The following is a 16,822-nucleotide window of genomic DNA, read 5'->3' as shown; positions in this document are numbered from 1 at the left end:
TCAAAACCGCCGGAATGACAGCACCCTTGTCGAGATCATCGCCGGGCAGGGGCGCACCGCGGGGCCGGGGCGCCACGAGCGCGGGTGGCCACGCGCCCGCCCGGTCGCCCGCCGCCCGGCAGGCAGCGCCCGGGAACCGCCCCGCTCACTCCGTCGCCGCCCATCACGGCGACCACCCACACGCCCAACGGCCGACGACGCTGCGCCGAGGGCCGCCCACCTCCGTCGTCGCCGCCCTCAACGCTGCACCCCACCGACCCGCCGCCCGGGCGGGGCCCTGAAGCGGGGTACCAGCCCAGCCGTCCCGCCTACCCGGTCCGCGAGGGGCCTGTCGGACGGCAGGCAAGGCCGGGGAACCGCCCCGCTTCCGCCGTCGCTGCCCTTGCGACCTTGCACTCCGGCGGGCTGCCGCCCGGGTGAGGCCCGCAAGCGGGGTACCAGCTCAGCCGCCTACCCGGACCGCGAGAGGCCTGCCGCCTGGCAGGCAGGATCGGGGAACCGCCCGGCTCTTGCCGTCGCCGCCGATCACGGCGACCATGCACACGCCCGGCGGCCGACGACGCTGCGGTGTGGGCCGCTGACCTTCGTCATCGCCGCCCTCCCACCCGACACTCCGGCGGCCTTCCGCCCGGGCGGGGTCCGCAAGCGGGGGACCGGACCGGCCCAGCCGTCCACCTGCACCGCGGGAGCCCAACACCCAGAAGGCGGTTTCAGCCTCCATGTTCCCGGGATCACCATCACAGGGGGTGCGGGCACCGGCCCTGGGTTCCGGGTTCGGTGACGCCTCTGGGAGGCTTCTGTCCCCAAGTCGGGGCGCGCAGGTCGCTTGATCGGAAGGACTGGCATGCGGAACGCCGTCGGAGCCGTGGACACCGTTCTCCTCCTGGGCGGGCGCAGTGAGATCGGGCTCGCCATCGCCGAGCGCCTGGTGCGGGGCGGTGCGCGCACGGTCGTGCTCGCGGCGCGGGGCGCCACCGGTGAGCGGGAGGGCGGCGTGAAGGAGCAGGCCGACCGGCTCCGCGCCGCCGGTGCGCGCGACGTGCACCCGCTCGACTTCGACGCCGCCGACACCGGCGGCCACGCGGCCGCCGTCGCCGCCGCGGCCGAGCTGGCCGGGGACCTCGACGTGGTCGTGGACGCCTTCGGCGTCCTCGGCGACCAGGCCGCCTTCGAGGCCGACCCCGCCTCCGCCGCCGACGCCGCGGCCGCCACCTTCACCGGCCACGTCTCCGCCGACCTGGCGGTGGCCGCGCGCCTGCGCGAACAGGGCCACGGCACCCTGGTCGTGGTCTCCTCGGTGGCCGGCGTGCGGGTGCGCCGCGCCAACCTGGTCTACGGCGCCGCCAAGGCCGGGCTGGACGGCCTCGCCCAGGGGCTGGGCGACGCCCTGCACGGCACCGGCGCCCGGGTGATGATCGTCCGCCCCGGCTACGTGCCCACGAAGATGTCCCGGCACGTGCCCGCCGCGCCGTTCCCCGCCACCGCCGAGCAGGTCGCCGCCGCCGTCGCCGAGGGGCTGCGCACCGGACGCGAGACCGTGTGGGTGCCCTCGGTGCTGCGCTACGTCTTCACCGGGATGCGGATGCTCCCGCGCTCGATGTGGCGGCGCCTGCCCCGCTGAGCGGACGCCCCGCCCCCCCGCCGCCCTCCCACCCGCCCTGCCGCCCACCCGCCCTGCCGGAGCTTTCGGAACGGGTTCTGCCCGTGTTCAGGAACCGCCAGGAAGAGACGGCTTCGCGGGTCTAGAACACGTTTCAATTCCATGTTCTCATGGCGGCATGCGCACACGTGTCACCGAGATGTTCGGCATCGACCTGCCCGTCTTCGCCTTCAGCCACTGCCGGGACGTCGTCGCCGCGGTGAGCCGGGCCGGGGGCATGGGCGTGCTCGGTGCCCTGTACTTCACCCCCGAGGAGCTGGAGACCGAGCTCGCCTGGATCGACGCGCACACCGGCGGCCGCCCCTACGGCGTCGACGTGGTCATGCCCTCCTCCTACGCCGGGGCCGAGCTGGGCGCCGGCTCCGGCGAAGAGCTGCAGGAGCGGCTGCGCGCCCTCATCCCCGACGGGCACCGCCGCTTCGTCGACGCCCTCCTCGCCGAGCACGGAGTCCCCGAGCTGACCGACACCGACGCGGGCCGCTTCCTCCTCGGCTGGACCGACGCCACCGCCCGCCCCCAGGTCGAGGTCGCCCTCAAGCACCCCATCGCGCTGCTGGCCAACGCCCTGGGCGCCCCGCCGCCCGACGTCGTCGAGCAGGCCCACCGGCACGGCGTCAAGGTCGCCGGGCTCGCCAGCTCCCGCCGGCACGCCCGCAAGCAGTGCGACGTGGGCGTGGACGTCGTCGTCGCCCAGGGCACCGAGGCGGGCGGGCACACCGGCGAGGTGTCCACGATGGTGCTGGTGCCCGAGGCCGTCGACGAGGCCGCGCCCGTCCCGGTGCTGGCGGCCGGCGGCGTGGGGCGCGGCCGCCAGATGGCCGCGGGCATGGCGCTGGGCGCCGAGGGGGTGTGGACCGGGTCGGTGTGGCTGGCCACTGAGGAGGCCGACACCCCCCAGGGGGCCCTGGAACAGATCCTGCACGCCTCGTCGTCCGACACCGTCCGCTCGCGCTCCATGACCGGCAAGCCCGCCCGCATGCTGCGCAACGACTGGACCCGCGCCTGGGAGGAGGAGGGCTCGCCGGGGACGCTGCCCATGCCCCTGCAGTTCATGCTGATCGCCGACGCGCTGCGCCGGGTCGGGCGGGTCCGCCACCCGACTCTGACGCCCTCGCCGGTGGGGCAGATCGTGGGCAGCATCGACCGGGTCAAGCCCTGCTCCCAGGTGGTGTACGAGCTGATGGAGGAGTTCGGCGAGGCGGTGGAGCGGCTGGGCCGCCTGGCGGAGGCGGAGCCCGGCTAGCGCGCCGCCAGGGCCTCGGCGAACACCTCCTCCAGCGTCCGTGGCGGGCGGCCGGTGGTGTCCGGCACGGCCGTGGTGGTGCGGTCCTCCGCGCCCGCCGCGATCGCGGTGTCCATGTCGGCGAGCAGGCGTGCGAAGTCCGGGTCCATACCCTCCTTCTCCCAGTACTCGGCGAGCTCGTCGGCGCTCAGGGCGCGGTGCCGCACGGTCCGCCCCATCGCCCGGCCGAGCATCTCGGCGACCTCCTGGTAGGTCACCGCCCGCGGCCCGGTGATGACGTGGTCCGTGTCGTGCGGGACGGCGTCGGTCAGGGCCGCCACCGCGACCTCGGCGATGTCCTCGGCGGCGACGAAGGGCACCCGGCCCGTCCCCGTCGCGCTCACGATCTCGCCCCGCTCGCGGGCCAGCTGGCCCTGCAGGTGGTCGCCGGTGAAGTTGTCCGCGAACCAGGTCGGGCGCAGCACCGCCCACTCCCCGAAGAGGTCGCCGAGCCGGGTGTGCACCCGGCCGAGCCCCGGCGTGCCCGGCTCGATCGGCGCCCCGCTGAGCAGGACGGCGCGGCGTACCCCCGCCTCGGCGGCGCGCTCCAGGAACGGCCCCATGACCGGCTCGGGGTCGGGTTCGCCGATGGGGGCGACGAGGTACAGGGCGGTCGTTCCCTCCAGCGCACCGGCGTGGGTGGAGGGGGCGTACCAGTCGAAGGGGACCCGCCCGTCGGCGGCGCGCCGGCTGGCGACCCGGTGCGCGTGCCCCCGCTCGGCGAGCTTCCGGGCGACCCGGCTCCCCGTGGTGCCGGTGCCCCCGGTGACGAGGATGCTCATGCGGCGGCGCCCCCTTCCGCGGCCAGGGCGAGCAGGGGGTTCCAGTAGTCGCGGTAGTGCGCGATGCGGCCGTCCCTGACCGTCAGCACGGCGATGTAGTGCGCCTCGTACGGCGCGCCGGTGGCGACGAGGGCGCCTTCGGCCGAGAACTCGGCCACGACCACCTCGGGGTCGGCGGTGCGGTGGACGGCGGTAACCCGGATCCGGCGCACGTCGAAGGTGTCCGGGTAGTCGATCAGGTAGTCGTGCACCTCGCCGCGCCCCTCCAGGCGGCCGGGGCGGCCGGGCGGGGCGAACGGGAACTCCACGACCGCGTCGTCGGCGAACAGGCCGATGAAGCCCGGCATGTCCTTGGCGAGCAGGAGGTCGAGGCCGCGCCGGAAGAGCGCGTCGGGGCGCTCGGGTGCGTCGGTCGGCATGGGTGTGCCCTTCTGACGGTGGTGGCGGGGAGGGGCCGCTACGATTCGGACCATCGGTCCGTTTAACGTAACGGACTGTCGGTCCGTTTAGCAAGGAGGTGTTCCGTGCGGGCAGACGCCGCGCGCAACCGCGAGGCCGTGCTCCAGGCCGCGGGCCTGCTCTTCGACTCCGCCGATGACCCGGCGGCCGTGTCGATGGACGACGTCGCCGCCGCGGCGGGCGTGGGGAAGGGGACGCTGTTCCGGCGCTTCGGCGACCGGGCCGGGCTGATCCGCGCGCTGTACGAGCTGCGGGCGGAGCGGATGGCCGAGGAGTCCGAGGCGGAGGGCGGCGGCGACGGCGCGGCCGACGACCCCGTCGATGCGCTCGTGCGCGCCATGGACGCCCTGCTGCGCTTCAAGATCGAGAACCGGGCGCTGTCCCGCGCGCTGGAGAGCCTCGGCGGGGGAAGCCCCTACACCAACGCGGCCTACGGGCACTGGCACGGGCGGGTGACGGCCCTGATAGCCGAGGCGCGCGGCCCCGAGGCGGCCGACTTCCTCGCCCACGCGCTCTTGGCGGCGGTCCGCAGTGACCTCGTCGATCACCTCGCCGACTGGCCCGACGCCCGCCTGAAGGCGGGGGTGGAGGAGCTGGTCCGCTCCGTCTGCGGCAGGGGCGCGTGAGCCGGACCGTCTCAGTCCGGTGGCAGCATCGTGCCCATGAACACCACCCGCACCACCCCGCCGCGGCCGGTCGACGTCGCGGCGGCCTTCCCCTGGCTCGCGCCGCTGGGGCGCACGGCATACCGGCTGCACCCCCGCCCCGGCGCCCCGACGCCGCAGGACTCCTCGGTCGGCGGGCCGCTGCTGTGGCCGGCCCGCCAGCCGTGGCCGACCTGCGACCTGTGGCACGAGGGGCCGCCCTGCCCCCTGGTCCCCATCGCCCAGGTGTACGCGCGCGACGTCCCCCTGCTGCGGTCGTTCGGCCGCGCCGACCTGCTCCAGGTGCTGTGGTGCCCCAGCGAGCACCCGCCGGACTTCAAACTCGTGACCCAGCTGTTCTGGCGGAACGCCGCCGACGTCACCGACGTGCTCACGGACCCGCCCGAGCCGTCCGAGACCGAGGCGGACTTCGACCACCTGGTCCCCGAGCCGTGCGTGCTCGCACCGGAGCCCGTCACCGAGTACCCGAACCTCCTGGAGCTGAGCGGGCGGGCCCAGCGGCGCCTGAAGGACCCGGAGACGTGGCGGGCGGCCGGAGTCGCGGTCGACGGCGCCTACGAGGGCCACACCGAGTACTTCTACGCCGACGAGCTCTCCATGGCACCCGGCTGGAAGCTCGGCGGCTGGGCTCCCTGGGGTCGCACCGACCCCGTCGCCCGGTACTGCCACCACTGCGGCGCGAGGATGGCCCCGCTGCTGACCATCGCCTCGACGGAATGGGACGGCGACCGGCGCTGGGTCGCGGAGGAGGACCGGGACCTCGCCGCGCAGGTCGGCCGGGACGCCTCGTCACCGGCCGGGATCCAGATCGCCGACAACGACAACCTGCAGATCTACGTCTGCCCGACCTACCCGGGCGCGTTCCCCTATCCGGGCGGGAGCCACGGCCACACCGAACTGGTCCAGTGAACCGCGAGCGCCGGGCGGAGCCGGCCGGAACCACCCGCCGGGTCCCGTTCGTCCCAATGGGCGTCATGTCCCCCACCCGCAGGGAACATCCGTGCTTCTGATCCCCCTCGCCGTGTTCATGCTCGCCGTCCACGCCTACATCGGCTGGCGCCTGATCTGGTGCACCACCTCCGCGTGGCCGCCACGGGTGCTCGGCGGACTGGTACTTGCGGGCGGGGCGGTGCTGGGCGCGCTCAGTGTGCGGGCCCTGCTGGCGGTGTCGTTCCCGTCGTGGCTGGCCTGGACCGGCTTCACCTGGGTGGCGGTGGTGTGCTACCTGGCCGCGTGGCTGGTGGTCCTGGAGCCGCTGCACCTCCTGGGGGCCGTGCTGCGGCGCCGCTCCGCGGTCCCGCGCCCCGACCGGGCCGCCCCCGGCGCCGACGCGGGGCCGGTCTGGGCCCGGCGCCAGGTGCTCTCGCGCGGGGCCGCCGCCGCGGCCCTCGTGGCCACCGCGGGGACCGTCGGCGCGGGTGCGCGCACGGCCTTCGCCGCGCCGCAGGTGCACGAGGCCGTGGTGCCGGTCCCGCGGCTCGGCCCCGGGCTGTCCGGGCTGCGCCTGGGCGTCCTGGCCGACTCCCATCTGGGGCCCTTCCTGGACGGACGGCACCTGCGCCGCGCGGTGGACCTGCTCAACGAGCGGGAACCCGACCTGGTGGTCGTCGCCGGGGACCTCGTGGACGCGCCCGCCGACCGGTCGGCCGGGGAGGCCGCCGCCCTGGCGGACCTGCGCGCGCCGCACGGCGCCTACTTCGTCACCGGGAACCACGAGTACTACCGCGTCAGCGGGCCGGTCGAAGGGTGGCTCGAACACCTGGAGGAGCTGGGCCTGCGCGTCCTGCGCAATGAGCGCGTGACCATCGAGCAGGACGGCGCGCGCCTGGACCTGGCAGGGGTCCACGACGAGGCCGGGCGCGCCCACGGCTCCCCGCCCGACTACGAGGCGGCGCTGGGCGGCCGGGACGAGGGCGTCCCGGTGGTCCTGGCCGCCCACACGCCCGCGCAGGTCTTCCACGCGGCCGAATACGGCGTCGACCTGCAGGTGTCCGGGCACACCCACGGCGGCCAGTCCGTGCCCGTCAACCTGCTGCGCGCCCGGGAGAACCCGGTGCAGTCGGGGCTGGGCCGTGTGGGCGACACGTGGCTCTACGTCACCAACGGCATCGGGTTCTACGGACCTCCGGTGCGGGTCGGCATCCCTCCGCAGGTCGGCCTGCTGACCCTGGAGGGCCGGGCCGCCTGAGCCGCGCCTAGGACGCCGACAGGCGCGCCATCTCCGCCGCGTTGAGGCGGTACAGCCTCAGCAGCAGCACCGACGCCAGCATGACGGCCGCGGGGACCAGGGTGCTCCCGATCAGCATGCCCTGCAGCGCCCGGTCCGTCTGGGCGACGGCCTCGCCCGCGGCCGACTGGCGGTAGCCGCTCACCGCCAGCGCAGCGCTCAGCAGCTGGGCGCCCAGCGCCCCGCCCAGGGCCTCCATCGACGACCAGATCCCGGCCAGCACGCCCGCCTGGTGCCTGCCGCTCACCGCGCGCGTGGCGGCGATGCAGTCGGTCAGCAGTGAGTACGGCAGCATCGTGCAGCCCGCGTTGCCCGTGCCCACCACCACCGACATGGCGATCGCCCACGGCAGGCCGCCCATCACCGGGATGAAGTACAGGCCGACCGCCCCGGCGATGAAGAACCCCGCCGCCAGGGCCAGCGTCGGCCGCTTGTCCAGGCGGCGGGAGACCGCCATCCACACGGGCATGGTCGCGATCAGCGGCACCGTCACGCATACCACCAGCAGGGCGGTGTACCCCGGCTCGCCCATCACGTGCTCGGTCACGTACGGCACGCCCGCGATCATCGTCCCCGAGGCGACCACCTGCAGGAACGCCGCAGGGAGCAGCCGCCGGAAGTGCGGGTTGCCCAGTGCCGTGCGGAACTGGGCCGCCAGCCCCCGCGCCTCGTGCACCCGGCGGCGCAGCGGCGCCTTGCGCGTCCAGTACACGCACCCCGCCATGGCCGCCATCGTGATGGCCGCCATCACCACGCCCATCAGGCGGTAGCCCTCGATCGCGTTCCCGGGGCCGGCGCTGTGCACCAGCACGGGCGCGAGCGCACCGCCCAGCAGCAGCGCCACGCCCACGAACACCGTCCGCCAGCTCTGCAGCACCGACCGCTCGTGGTAGTTGTCGGTGATCTCTCCGGGCATCGCCGCGTACGGGACCTGGAACACCGACGCCGACAGGGCCGCGGCGACGAACACCGCCAGCACGGCGAACGCGGCGGGCGCCCCCTGCAGGGGGAAGCCGGCGAACAGCAGCGCGAAGCACACCGGCAGGGCGAACGTGCCCGCCAGCATCCACGGGCGGCGCGGCCCCCACCGGGACACGGTCCGGTCGGAGCGGATGCCGATGAACGGGCCCGCCAGCACGTCCACCGCCTTGGGCGCCACCACCACGAACCCGGCCAGGGCGGGCGCCACGGCCAGGGCGTCGGTCAGGTAGATGAGCAGCAGCAGGGACGGGACCGTCGTGAACACGTGGGTGGCGATCGCCCCCACCCCGTAGCCGGCGTGGACGGATCTGGGCAGCATCGAACCGCGGAGGCCGCCGGCCTCCGCGGAGGGGGGTGCGGTCATGGTCGGCTCAGACCTGCTCACCCTGCCGGCCGCCCGCGCGCTGCTCCGGCGGCAGCGCCTCGCCCGGCGCCGGGACGCGGTCGCGGCTGCCCGACACCTCCACCGTCCGCAGGTCGTGCGGGACCGGGCACTTCTGGGGGAACGTGCCGATCCGGCTCGGGTCGAACCCTTCCGGGTAGCTCTTGATGTTCGGGTTGTCCTTCTCGGTGAACGGCTCCACCCGCGGAGGCATGAACCGCACCACCTTCGCCCGCGCCTTCAGGGCGAACTTCGCGGCGCCCTTCCAGAAGCCCGACGCGGGCTCGTACCGGAAGGCCTCGGTCAGGCGGTCGTCCAGCAGGGCCATGGTGAACTTCTTCATCACCGGCCGCTGCCAGGACGGGGAGAAGTCGAGCATCAGCTCGAGCGTGCTGTCGGAGACCGCGCGCCCGCCCTCGCTGTAGCCGAAGTGCTCGCGCTCGTAGGAGTCGAACAGCTCGCAGAACTCCTCGTACGTCGCGGGGATGTCCTTGATCGCCATGTGGCGGCCGAGGTCGCGGTAGTAGTTGGTGTTCGCGCGGATCTCGTGCTCGGTCAGGCGGCGCCACCCGAAGCCCCAGTCGTTGAGCCAGCGCGGGGGCATCACCACGAACGTGCTCAGCACGTACAGGTAGTCGTCGTTGGAGATGTCGTAACTGCGGTGCATCTGGTTCATGCGCCGCAGGGCGTCGCGGCCCCGCCCCGGCTCGAAGCCGTGCTGCAGCATCTGGCCCAGCAGCAGCGCGGTGTCGTCGTAGCGGTGCTGGGTGCGGTCGGTGAACTCCTCGGTGTCGCCCAGCAGTCCGCCGATGCTGGGCACCGCGTAGGTCCGGTACAGGGCCAGCCCCAGGGCCTGGGACATGTCCCAGGGGAACTCGTGGCTGCCCAGGATGAAGGTGATCCGGCGCGCGTCGGCCTCGGCGTCGAGGCGGTGGATCTCGTCGTACCAGTCGAACCGTTTCATCGGGCCTCTCCGGTGCGGTGTGGGGATGGGGCGGGCCGGGGGGACACCCACCGAGTGACCGGTAGGTACCGGTCGGTAGGGACCCTACCGGCCGCCCCCGCGCCCGGGGAACTCCGCCCCGCGCGGCAGGCCCGGCGGCGCAGGCGATCCCGGGTCAGGCCGGGGCCGCGGTGCGCCGCGCCACGTGCCGCACCAGGGTCAGCAGCACCTCCTTGCTGGAGGCCCGGTCGCGCGCGTCGCACAGCAGCACCGGAACCTCCGGCGGGATGCTCAGCGCCGCACGCACCTCCTCGGCCTCGTAGTGGTGCGCGCCCTCGAAGCAGTTCACGGCCACCACGAACGGCATCCCCCGCCGCTCGAAGAAGTCCACCGCCGGGAAGCAGGTCTCCAGCCGCCGCGTGTCGGCGAGCACCACCGACCCCAGGGCGCCCGTGGCCAGCTCCTCCCACATGAACCAGAAGCGCTGCTGGCCGGGGGTGCCGAACAGGTAGAGGACCAGGTCCTCGTTGATCGTGATGCGGCCGAAGTCCAGGGCCACCGTGGTGGTGTTCTTCTGCTCCACCCCGGACAGGTCGTCCACGCCCAGGCTGGCCTCGGTCATCAGCTCCTCGGTGCTGAGCGGCGCGACCTCGCTGATCGAGCCCACCAGGGTGGTCTTGCCCGCGCCGAAGCCGCCCGCGACCAGGATCTTGATGGCGGCCGGGATGTGCTCGCCGCTGCTGTCAGAGTCGTTGGATGCCATCGAGTACCGCCTGCAGTACGTCCCGGCTCACCGGGCTCTCGGTCGTGTAGGGGGCGCGGGCCAGGACGTAGCCCCGGCCGATGAGGTCGCCGAGCAGCACCTTGACCACGGCGACGGGGATGTCCATGTGCGCGGAGACCTCGGCCACCGACTGGGCCCTGCGGCACAGCTCCAGGATGCGCAGCTGCTCCGGTTCCAGGGCCATCTCGTCGACCTCGGCGCGCGCGGCGATGACCACGCTGACCATGTCCAGCTGGACGGCGTCGGCGTGCTGCCGGCCCTCGGTGAGGATGTAGGGCCGGACGACCGATCCGGCCTCGTCCTGGCCGGGACCCGAATCGCGGGGATCCGCCATGGTGCCTCCCGTCACCCGGCCGACTCCGGCGCGGGCCTCCCGTCACCGCGGGGGGCCGCGTCGAGGAACCGGCCGACCTGTTCCACAAGGACGTTCATCTCATAGGCGATGAGTCCAACGTCGGACCCCTCCTCGGACACCACGGCCAGGCAGGCGCCGCTGCCCGCACCGGTGACGAACAGGTAGGCGCGCTCCATCTCCACCACGGTCTGCAGCACCTCCCCGCCGTTGAACTGCTTTCCGGTGCCGCGGGCCAGGCTCTGGAAGGCCGAGGCGACGGCGGAGAGCTGTTCGGCGTCGTCCTTGCCGAGCTCGGCCGAGCTGCCCATGAGCAGGCCGTCGGCCGACAGGACGATCGCGTACCGGGCGCCCACCGCGCGCTCGACGAGCCCGTCGAGGAGCCAGTTCAAGTCCTTCGCAGCGTTGTTCGTCAAGGTCAGGAGTCCTTCTCAGTGTCCTCGGTGGTGTCGTCGTCGGCGGCGGTGCGGCCCTGGCCGCGGCTCTCCTCTCGGCCGCGGCGGGTGCCCTGCTGGAACGCGGACATGTTCCGGCGCAGCCGCTCCGAGCGCTCCGGGTCCTGTGGGGCGGATCCGGGCCGGGGCCCACCGTCCGCGCCGCCGTCGGCGTCCGCGGCGGGGTCGTTCGGGCAGCGGTCGGCGAGCTGGGGGGCGAGGTTGGTCTGCGGGCGCCGCTTGGGCAGCGCCGGGCGGTCGGCGCCGCCCCCGTCGCCTCCGGTCGGGGCGGGGGCCGGTGCCGGGCGGGTGTCGCGCGACTCGGCGGAGTCGGAGCGGCGCGAGCCGCGCCGGGGCAGGCCCGCGGGGGTGGTGGCGGGGCCGCCGTCGCGGGCGGAGCCGTTGGCCCCGTGCCCATCGGAGGCGGCGAACGCCGCGAGGGCGCTGACCGCCTTGTCCGCGCGGTCCTCGGCGCGGACCTCCAGCGGTGCGCCGTCGGGCTCCGGGGCGCCGTCGGGGGTGTCGGGGGTGTCCTCCACGGCGGCGTCCTCCCCGCCGAGCTCGCGCTCCTCCGCGGCCGGGCTCGGTCCGTCGGAGGCGCCCAGCAGGTCGCCGTCGGACGGCGCGGGGACGGGCGCGGGCAGCTCGCGCGGCGGCGAGGGCAGGGGGGCCTCGGAGATCAGCTCCGGCGGCAGCAGCACGATCGCCTGCACGCCGCCGTAGGGCGAGGAGCGCAGCCACACCTTGATGCCGTGCCGCTTGGCCAGCCGCGAGACCACGAACAGGCCCAGACGCATCTTCTCGTTGAGCCGCATCACGTCGAACTCGGGCGGGTCCGCGAGCAGGGCGTTGGCGGACTCGAACTCCTCGTCCTGCATGCCCAGGCCGCGGTCCTCGATCTCCACGGTCACGCCGTTGGGCACCTGCTCGCTGCTGAGCATCACCCGGGTGTGCGGCGGGGAGAACGCGGTGGCGTTGTCCACCAGCTCGGCGACCAGGTGGATGACGTCGGCCACCGCCGGGCCGATGAGCGACACCCGGGCGATGTGGTTGCGCTGCACCCGCGAGTAGTCGCCCGACTCGGAGATGGCCCCGCGCAGCACGTCCACCAGCGGCATCGGGCGGTGCCAGGTGCGGCCCGGGTTCTCCCCGCCCAGGATGAGCAGGTTCTCGGCGTTGCGGCGGGAGCGGGTGGCCAGGTGGTCCAGCTTGAACAGCTCGGTGAGCTGGGCCGGGTCCTCCTGGTCGCGCTCCATCCGGTCCAGCAGGCGCAGCTGGCGGTGGATCAGGGTCTGGCTGCGGTGGGCGATGCTCAGGAACACCCGGTTGACGCCGTGCCGCAGCTCGGCCTGGTTGATCGCCGCCTCCACGGCGGTGCGCTGGGCGGTGTCGAAGGAGCGGGCGACCCGGCCGATCTCGTCCTCCTCCTGGTTGGCGACCAGGTCGGGCAGCTCGTCGTCCAGCTCCACCGGCTCGTGGCGGCGCAGCCGGTCCATGATCCCGGGCAGGCGCCGCTCGGTGAGCTCCTCGGTGTCGTCGCGCAGCCGGTGCAGGCGGTCGACCAGGCGGTGCGCGGAGCGGGTGGCGGCCAGCACGGCCAGGATCGCCAGGGCGCCGACGCCGGCGCTGCCCAGGACGGCCATGGCCATGGACCGGTAGGCGACGTTGGCCTGCAGCGACCCGGCGTACAGCGCCTCGTCGGCGCCGATCGCGGTGAGCTCGTCGAAGACGGCGAGGTAGGCCTCGTCCCAGTCCTCCTTGTCGACCGGCATCGGGAAGCGCTCGGTGACCTCGCCGCTGACCGGGTCGGTCTCGGTCTCGGCCGGGCGCTGCATGATCTGGTCGACGTACTCGTTCAGGCGCTGGAACTCGGGGGTCTCGGTCAGCTCCCGGTACCGGACGCGCTGCTCGGGGCCGAGGAAGGGGGCGGTCTGCTCCATGCGCGACCGGTAGGCGCCGAACTCCTGCACGAAGGCGTGCATGTCGGGGTGGCTCAGCTCGTCCTCGGCGAAGGAGCGGATGAGCTGGGCGTCGGCGCGGCCGAGCTGGTCGACGGCGCGGAAGGTGGAGGTGGCGCTGACGCCCGGCCCCATCGACTCGGGGTTGGTGCCGGCCCGGGACAGGTCGTCGAAGACGTCGGCGGCGGCGGAGGTGACGCCGTTGAAGAAGTCCAGGACCTCACGGCGGGAGGCGGTGCCGGCCTTCACGGAGGCGCGGAGCTCCTCGATGCCCTCGTAGGACTCCTGGAGCCGGGTGATGCGCTCGACGGAGGACTCCGGGACGAGCGGCTTCAGCTCGTCGTAGTCCGTGATGATCGTGCCCATCTTGTCCGAGGACGCCTTCTGCGCCTCGTCCAGCTCGTCCTCGAGCTCGTCGGGGTGCTCCAGGTAGCCGACGGTGATGGTGCGCTCCTTCATCACCGTGGTGAGCGCCACGGCGGACGGCGTGAGGTAGCGCTCGTTGGCCTTGCTCAGGGCCAGCTCCATGGCGGCGTCGTAGAACAGGACGCCGCTGACGACGAGCCACACCGCGACCAGCGCCGCGGTGGGGGTCATGACGATCCTGCGGAGCCGGGTGCGGATGCTCGGGACCCGCCGCTTCTCTGCTTCCTGCACTGCTCTCCTATGGCCCGTGCCTTGAGCACACATGGACGCGGTGGAACGGCGAAGGGGCGTTCCGGTGCTTTCGGTGTGGAGGACCGGCGGCCGGTGCGCGCGCGGCGCCCTCCGGCCGGGCCGATGTGTCCGCGCAACACGGGGAAGACGCGGGGATTCGGCCAGGGGATCGTATCTCGCCCGGGAAGGGCGGGAATCGCCGGGGGGATGGGGCTCCTGGGCCTGTGCGGTGCGGTGGGGCGGGGATGACTTTGGTCCTTAACTGGGCGTCCGTCGTGCGGATGTGGGTGTTTGCCGGGTTCACCGCGACAGCGCTACGCGTTCGTAGCCTGACGAAGAATTATCGAATAGTTACAGAAGTGCGTCGGTGGGGACCCGGACCGGCGACGCCCGGGCGGCCCCGGCTCCGGATCCGGCGTTCGCCCGCGCGCCCGGGCGGGCGCGGCTAGCCTGGTGGACCTATGGGAGGGATTCTGGGCGCCGGGCCGGGAGGGGCCGTGGTCGCCGTTCCGGCCGCCGTGTTCGCCGCGGCCGTGGGGACGGCCCTGTTCTTCCGGGGCAACCTGGGGCGCTACGGGCGCATCGCGGGATGGCAGGGGCAGGCGACCCTGGCCGTGCTCGCCACCGCACTGGCGGCGGGCGCGCTGGCGGTGTGGCCGCTGCCGCCCGGGGCCGACGGGCTGTGCGCGATCGACGGCGGCGCCCCGGTGCTGGCGAGGCCGGCGGCCCTGGGGGAGCTGCCGGGGTCGTGGAGCACGCTCGCCCTGCACATCGCGGCGGCGGCCGGGGTTCCCGCGGCCGCCGGGGCCCTGGCCCGCTACCGGTACCGGCGCGGGTTCTGGTTCACGCTGGCGCTGGCCGCGCTGATCGCGGTCGCGGTGGAGGCCGTGCAGGCGACCGGGATGCTCGGGCTGTACCCCTGCGCCTACCGGGTGGCCGCCGTCGACGACGTGCTGCTGGGCGCGGCCGGCGGCGCCGCGGGGTGGCTGCTCGGGAGCGCGGCCGTGCGCGTCCTGCCGCGCGGGTGGCCCGGGGCCGTCATGGACGCGATGCCGCCGGGGCTGTCGCGCCGGCTCGGCGGGCACCTGCTGGACCTGGTGCTGTGGTGGTACGGGACCCTGCTGGTGGTGGGCGTGCTGCTGGAGGCGGGGGCCGTGGCCGTCGGCGGCGCGGGCGCGGCGCACAAGACGGCGCTGGTGGCGGCGGCGGTGGTGTTCGGGCTGCTGGTGCCGCTGCTGCGGCGGGACCGGAGCACGCCGGGGCGGGCGAGCATGCGCCTGGCGGTCGCCGAGAAGGGGAGCGTGGGCCCAGCGGCGCGGTGGAGGGCGGCCGTGCGCGCGGCGCTGCTGTACACCCCGGTGACGGTGCTGTTCGTGCTCGACCTGCACCTGTGGGCGCTGCTGGTGGTGCTGATCCACGGGGCGCCCGAACTGGTCCGCCGCGACCAGGCGGGAACCGCGGACCTGGTCACGGGCACGAGGATCACGACGAGGACGGTGGTGACGGGCGGCCTGCCGGGCAAGCTGATCCGGTACCAGCCGTCCCTGCAGACGGGACCCCCGCCTCAGAGGGTGGGGAACTGAGCCCGGGGGCGAGGGGCCGTTGGTCTCCGCTCTGGGGAAGCTGAAATGATCTTGGGTCGGGCAGGGTGACCCCACCGCCTGCCCCAGTGGTCGTCGGAGGTGCCTGGGCCCTCCCGCCCCCGGTACCTGTGGTCTGCGCTCTGCTCCTGTCACCGGGACGCTGGGGAAGCTGAATTGACCTTGGGTCCGGCAGGGTGACCCCACCGCGCATCGCACGTCCCAACGCTGCTTGGCGGGCCCACCCACCCCCAGCGCCCGCGGCCGCGTTCCACTCCCGTCACCGTGCGGTAGAGGTAGCCGAAGGGTTTTTGGGTCAGGGCGGCATCCTCACCGCGCGCCCCAGTGGTCGCCGGAGGTGCCCGGGCCCTCCCGCCCCCGGTACCCGGGGCCTGCTCCCGTCACCGCGAGGCAGAGGTAGCTGAAATGATCTTGGGTCGGGCAGGGTGACCCCACCGCGCGTTGCACGTTCCAACGCTGCTTGGCGGGCCCACCCACCCCCTTGCTCGTGGTTCTGCTCCGCTGTCTCGTCGCTGAGGTCACAGTGCGATCGGGGGGATGATCCTCTGGCCTTGGGGACCGACCTCGATGAGGTATTCCTCGACGCCCGGTCGCCCGGCGGCCTCCCAATCCTTCTGGGCCTTCTCGGCCAGAGCCCACAGGTCGTGGGGCCCGGCAGCGCGCACCCGGCCCAGCTCATCGGCGGTGGCCCAAGCCCCATCCGGGGTGAACAGCAGAGCGGCCCCTCCCATGCTGGTGATTCCGATGTCGGGCACCAGCGCCCACAGCCAGAACGCCGCACCGGGCGGATCCAGTGCGCGGGCGCCGATCTCGCTGCTCCGCTCGATCGAGTCCCGCAGGTCCATCGGCGGCGGGAACCGGCGCTGAGGGACGGTGATGTCGTGGCGCGCGGGCATGAAGAATCCGGGCTCACTGACATCGAACCCGCCCGAGGCCGTGCCGTCCTCGTGCACCCCCAACCGAGCGAGATGCCCGACCCGCGGTGTGCCCACTGACCGCACATCGACCAGGATCAGGCCGCCGGGCCGGGTCTGGGCGATCCAGGCGTAGGGGACCTGTTCGACCGAGTGCGTGACGATCACCCGATCGAAGGGGGCGCGTTCGGGAGCGCCCTCGGCGCCGTCGCCGGTGACGACCGCGGGGCGGTGCCCCGCCCCGGCCAGGCGTCGGCGAGCCGTCGAGGTCAGCTCAGGATCGATGTCGACGGTGGTGACCTTCTCGCCTCCGAGCCGGGCCGATAGCAGCGCGGCGTTGTAGCCGCTCCCTGTCCCGATCTCCAGGACGCGGTGGCCGTCGCGCACGTCGAGCGCGTGCAGCATCGCGACCATGAGCGAGGGGCGGCTGGATGAGCTGGTCGGCCACCAGGAGCCGGGCGCTTGCGGGTGTCGGCGGAGCTGGGTGATCAGCGAGTCGTCGGTATAGACGCCCTCCAGCCATCCGGGATCCTCGGCCCCGACCCGGGTCGGGGCGCCATCGTCGGTCTCGTCGTAGTAGACGGGAACGAAGAGGTGGCGCGGCACCTCCCGGAAGGCCCGTTCCCAGGCCGGGTCCGACAGCGGTTCCGGTGTGAGGTCGTCGGCCAGCCGTTCCAGAAGCGGGCCCCATCGGGCGCGCGGGACATCGGTCATGGGGATGCCACCTGGTGGGAAGAGGGC

Annotated in this window: 15 protein-coding genes; 6 read left to right on the top strand and 9 right to left on the bottom strand. The window is 74.0% G+C overall.

The genetic code is table 11. The features are described from left to right. Positions 1 to 844 precede the first annotated feature (844 nt). Positions 845 to 1,621: a decaprenylphospho-beta-D-erythro-pentofuranosid-2-ulose 2-reductase gene (locus O4J56_RS09620; protein ID WP_270685268.1), complete on the top strand. Its 777-nt coding sequence runs from the start codon at positions 845 to 847 to the stop codon at positions 1,619 to 1,621. Between the two features lie 157 nt (positions 1,622 to 1,778). Beyond that, positions 1,779 to 2,903, top strand: a complete 1,125-nt coding sequence (locus O4J56_RS09615; protein WP_270685266.1) for an NAD(P)H-dependent flavin oxidoreductase — start codon at positions 1,779 to 1,781, stop codon at positions 2,901 to 2,903. Here the strand turns inward: O4J56_RS09615 and O4J56_RS09610 are convergent. Then, entirely contained in the window at positions 2,900 to 3,724 is an 825-nt protein-coding gene (locus O4J56_RS09610) for a Rossmann-fold NAD(P)-binding domain-containing protein (protein ID WP_270685264.1), read from the bottom strand. The two genes, O4J56_RS09615 and O4J56_RS09610, sit on opposite strands and share 4 nt — an antisense overlap. After that, positions 3,721 to 4,143, bottom strand: a complete 423-nt coding sequence (locus O4J56_RS09605) for a nuclear transport factor 2 family protein (protein WP_270685262.1) — start codon at positions 4,141 to 4,143, stop codon at positions 3,721 to 3,723. The genes O4J56_RS09610 and O4J56_RS09605 overlap by 4 nt, the downstream gene beginning before the upstream one ends. A 105-nt stretch (positions 4,144 to 4,248) precedes the next feature. Between O4J56_RS09605 and O4J56_RS09600 the strand changes: the two genes are divergently transcribed. The 3 genes from O4J56_RS09600 (at position 4,249) to O4J56_RS09590 (ending at position 7,036) form a co-directional block, all read left to right on the top strand. Next, positions 4,249 to 4,809 carry a TetR/AcrR family transcriptional regulator gene (locus O4J56_RS09600; protein WP_270685260.1) on the top strand — a complete coding sequence of 187 codons (561 nt, stop codon included), beginning with the start codon at positions 4,249 to 4,251 and terminating at the stop codon, positions 4,807 to 4,809. A gap of 36 nt (positions 4,810 to 4,845) precedes the next feature. Continuing rightward, positions 4,846 to 5,757, top strand: coding sequence for a hypothetical protein (locus O4J56_RS09595; RefSeq protein WP_270685259.1), 912 nt, complete (start codon positions 4,846 to 4,848; stop codon positions 5,755 to 5,757). A 91-nt stretch (positions 5,758 to 5,848) separates the two neighbouring features. Further along, the gene (locus O4J56_RS09590; protein ID WP_270685258.1) at positions 5,849 to 7,036 is read left to right on the top strand and encodes a metallophosphoesterase; all 1,188 of its coding nucleotides are present in this window, start codon (positions 5,849 to 5,851) and stop codon (positions 7,034 to 7,036) included. 7 nt (positions 7,037 to 7,043) lie between these two features. On the opposite strand, the gene O4J56_RS09585 is transcribed toward O4J56_RS09590, so the two are convergent. From O4J56_RS09585 to O4J56_RS09560, 6 genes are all read right to left on the bottom strand, one after another. Next, entirely contained in the window at positions 7,044 to 8,420 is a 1,377-nt protein-coding gene (locus O4J56_RS09585) for an MFS transporter (RefSeq protein WP_270685257.1), read from the bottom strand. Between the two features lie 7 nt (positions 8,421 to 8,427). Then, positions 8,428 to 9,402: an oxygenase MpaB family protein gene (locus O4J56_RS09580; RefSeq protein WP_270685255.1), complete on the bottom strand. Its 975-nt coding sequence runs from the start codon at positions 9,400 to 9,402 to the stop codon at positions 8,428 to 8,430. Positions 9,403 to 9,556: 154 nt separating this feature from the next. Then, the gene (locus tag O4J56_RS09575; protein WP_270685254.1) at positions 9,557 to 10,144 is read right to left on the bottom strand and encodes a GTP-binding protein; all 588 of its coding nucleotides are present in this window, start codon (positions 10,142 to 10,144) and stop codon (positions 9,557 to 9,559) included. Then, complete coding sequence (locus O4J56_RS09570; RefSeq protein ID WP_270685252.1) at positions 10,125 to 10,499, bottom strand: DUF742 domain-containing protein; 375 nt, start codon at positions 10,497 to 10,499, stop codon at positions 10,125 to 10,127. The genes O4J56_RS09575 and O4J56_RS09570 overlap by 20 nt, the downstream gene beginning before the upstream one ends. 11 nt (positions 10,500 to 10,510) lie before the next feature. Then, positions 10,511 to 10,909, bottom strand: coding sequence for a roadblock/LC7 domain-containing protein (locus tag O4J56_RS09565; RefSeq protein ID WP_270685274.1), 399 nt, complete (start codon positions 10,907 to 10,909; stop codon positions 10,511 to 10,513). Positions 10,910 to 10,935: 26 nt separating this feature from the next. After that, complete coding sequence (locus O4J56_RS09560; RefSeq protein WP_270685251.1) at positions 10,936 to 13,566, bottom strand: sensor histidine kinase; 2,631 nt, start codon at positions 13,564 to 13,566, stop codon at positions 10,936 to 10,938. Positions 13,567 to 14,027: 461 nt separating this feature from the next. Between O4J56_RS09560 and O4J56_RS09555 the strand changes: the two genes are divergently transcribed. Further along, the gene (locus tag O4J56_RS09555; protein ID WP_270685249.1) at positions 14,028 to 15,149 is read left to right on the top strand and encodes a VanZ family protein; all 1,122 of its coding nucleotides are present in this window, start codon (positions 14,028 to 14,030) and stop codon (positions 15,147 to 15,149) included. 536 nt (positions 15,150 to 15,685) lie between these two features. Here the strand turns inward: O4J56_RS09555 and O4J56_RS09550 are convergent. Then, the gene (locus O4J56_RS09550; protein WP_270685247.1) at positions 15,686 to 16,795 is read right to left on the bottom strand and encodes a methyltransferase domain-containing protein; all 1,110 of its coding nucleotides are present in this window, start codon (positions 16,793 to 16,795) and stop codon (positions 15,686 to 15,688) included. Positions 16,796 to 16,822: the final 27 nt, after the last annotated feature.

This window comes from Nocardiopsis endophytica (assembly GCF_027706725.1).
In the GTDB taxonomy this organism is placed as follows: Bacteria; Actinomycetota; Actinomycetes; order Streptosporangiales; family Streptosporangiaceae; genus Nocardiopsis_A; species Nocardiopsis_A endophytica.
The sequence above is the reverse complement of the archived record's forward strand: the minus strand, read 5'-3'. Positions and strand labels throughout refer to the sequence as shown.